The 1,045-nt window shown below is 64.0% G+C and carries 2 protein-coding genes; both read left to right on the top strand.

Annotation, left to right across the window (positions count from 1 at the left end; all coding sequences use genetic code 11):
- Positions 1–237, top strand: a 237-nt coding sequence (locus tag U1769_RS25485) for a type II toxin-antitoxin system ParD family antitoxin (RefSeq protein ID WP_332720944.1), incomplete at its 5' end; no start/stop codon positions are given.
- Positions 238–568: 331 nt separating this feature from the next.
- Positions 569–1,045, top strand: a 477-nt coding sequence (locus U1769_RS25480; RefSeq protein WP_332720943.1) for a CocE/NonD family hydrolase, incomplete at its 3' end; no start/stop codon positions are given.

The raw sequence follows: 1,045 nt of genomic DNA, 5'->3' as shown, positions 1-1,045 counted from the left end.
GCCATGACCACGATGAACGTCTCCCTTCCCGAAACCTTGAAGGCGTTCGTCGATCGTCAGGTCGCTGATCGCGGATACGGCACGAGCAGCGAATATGTCCGCGCGCTGATCCACAAGGATCAGGAAGCCCAGCATTTGCGGCGTCTATTGCTCGATGGCGCGGAAAGCGGTCCGGCGGAGACCGCGGATGATGCATGGTTTGCCCGGTTGCGGCAACGCACCAACACGGCACAGTGACGGACAAACCGATCGTCCCGCGCCATTTGGCGGCGCGTGACGTAGAGGACGCGGTGGATCATTATGCGGCGGAGGCTGGCGTCGATGTCGCGCTCCGCTTTATCGATAGCCTTGCAGCTGCCTATCGTATCATCGGCGCGTGTCCGGCGTCCGGATCTTCGCGCTATGCATGAACTCGGCCTTCCGGGTCTGCGTCACCGAAAGCTGGCTCGCTTTCCCTATCTCGCCTTCTACCTGGATCGCGGCGATCACATCGACATACGCCGATTGCCGGTTGCATCAGCACCCCCGGACAGGCTCTAGTCGCCACCGCCCAACCGGAGACAATCCCATGCGCCGCATCGCCGGAGCCCTGCTGCTGCTAACCCTCGCCGCGCCCGTCGCCGCGCGCCAGCAAGTCGCGCCCGCCCCCGCCACGACGCAATCGCCCTTCACTTACAGCCGGGCGATGATCCCGATGCGCGATGGCGTGAAGCTTGAGACGGTGATCCTGACCCCCCGCGACGCAAAAGGGCCGCTGCCGGTCCTGATCCAACGCACTCCTTACGGTATCTTCGACGGCGCGCCAAAGACGATGCCCGCAAGCTGGGCGGCGCTGGCGAAGGACGGCTATATCTTCGTCTTCCAGTCGATGCGCGGGCGCTTCGGATCTGAAGGCGGGCAATTCACCCTTTCCACCGCAATCCGTGAAGGCTCAACCGATGAGGCCAGCGACGCCGCCGACAGCATCGACTGGCTGCTGAAGAACGTCCCTGCCCACAATGGTCGCGTCGGCATGTGGGGCGTATCCTACCCCGGTCTCGCCGCC

It is taken from the genome of Parasphingomonas zepuensis (genome assembly GCF_036663735.1).
In the GTDB taxonomy this organism is placed as follows: domain Bacteria; phylum Pseudomonadota; class Alphaproteobacteria; order Sphingomonadales; family Sphingomonadaceae; genus Sphingomonas.
This window is presented reverse-complemented; position numbering and strand designations above follow the sequence as displayed.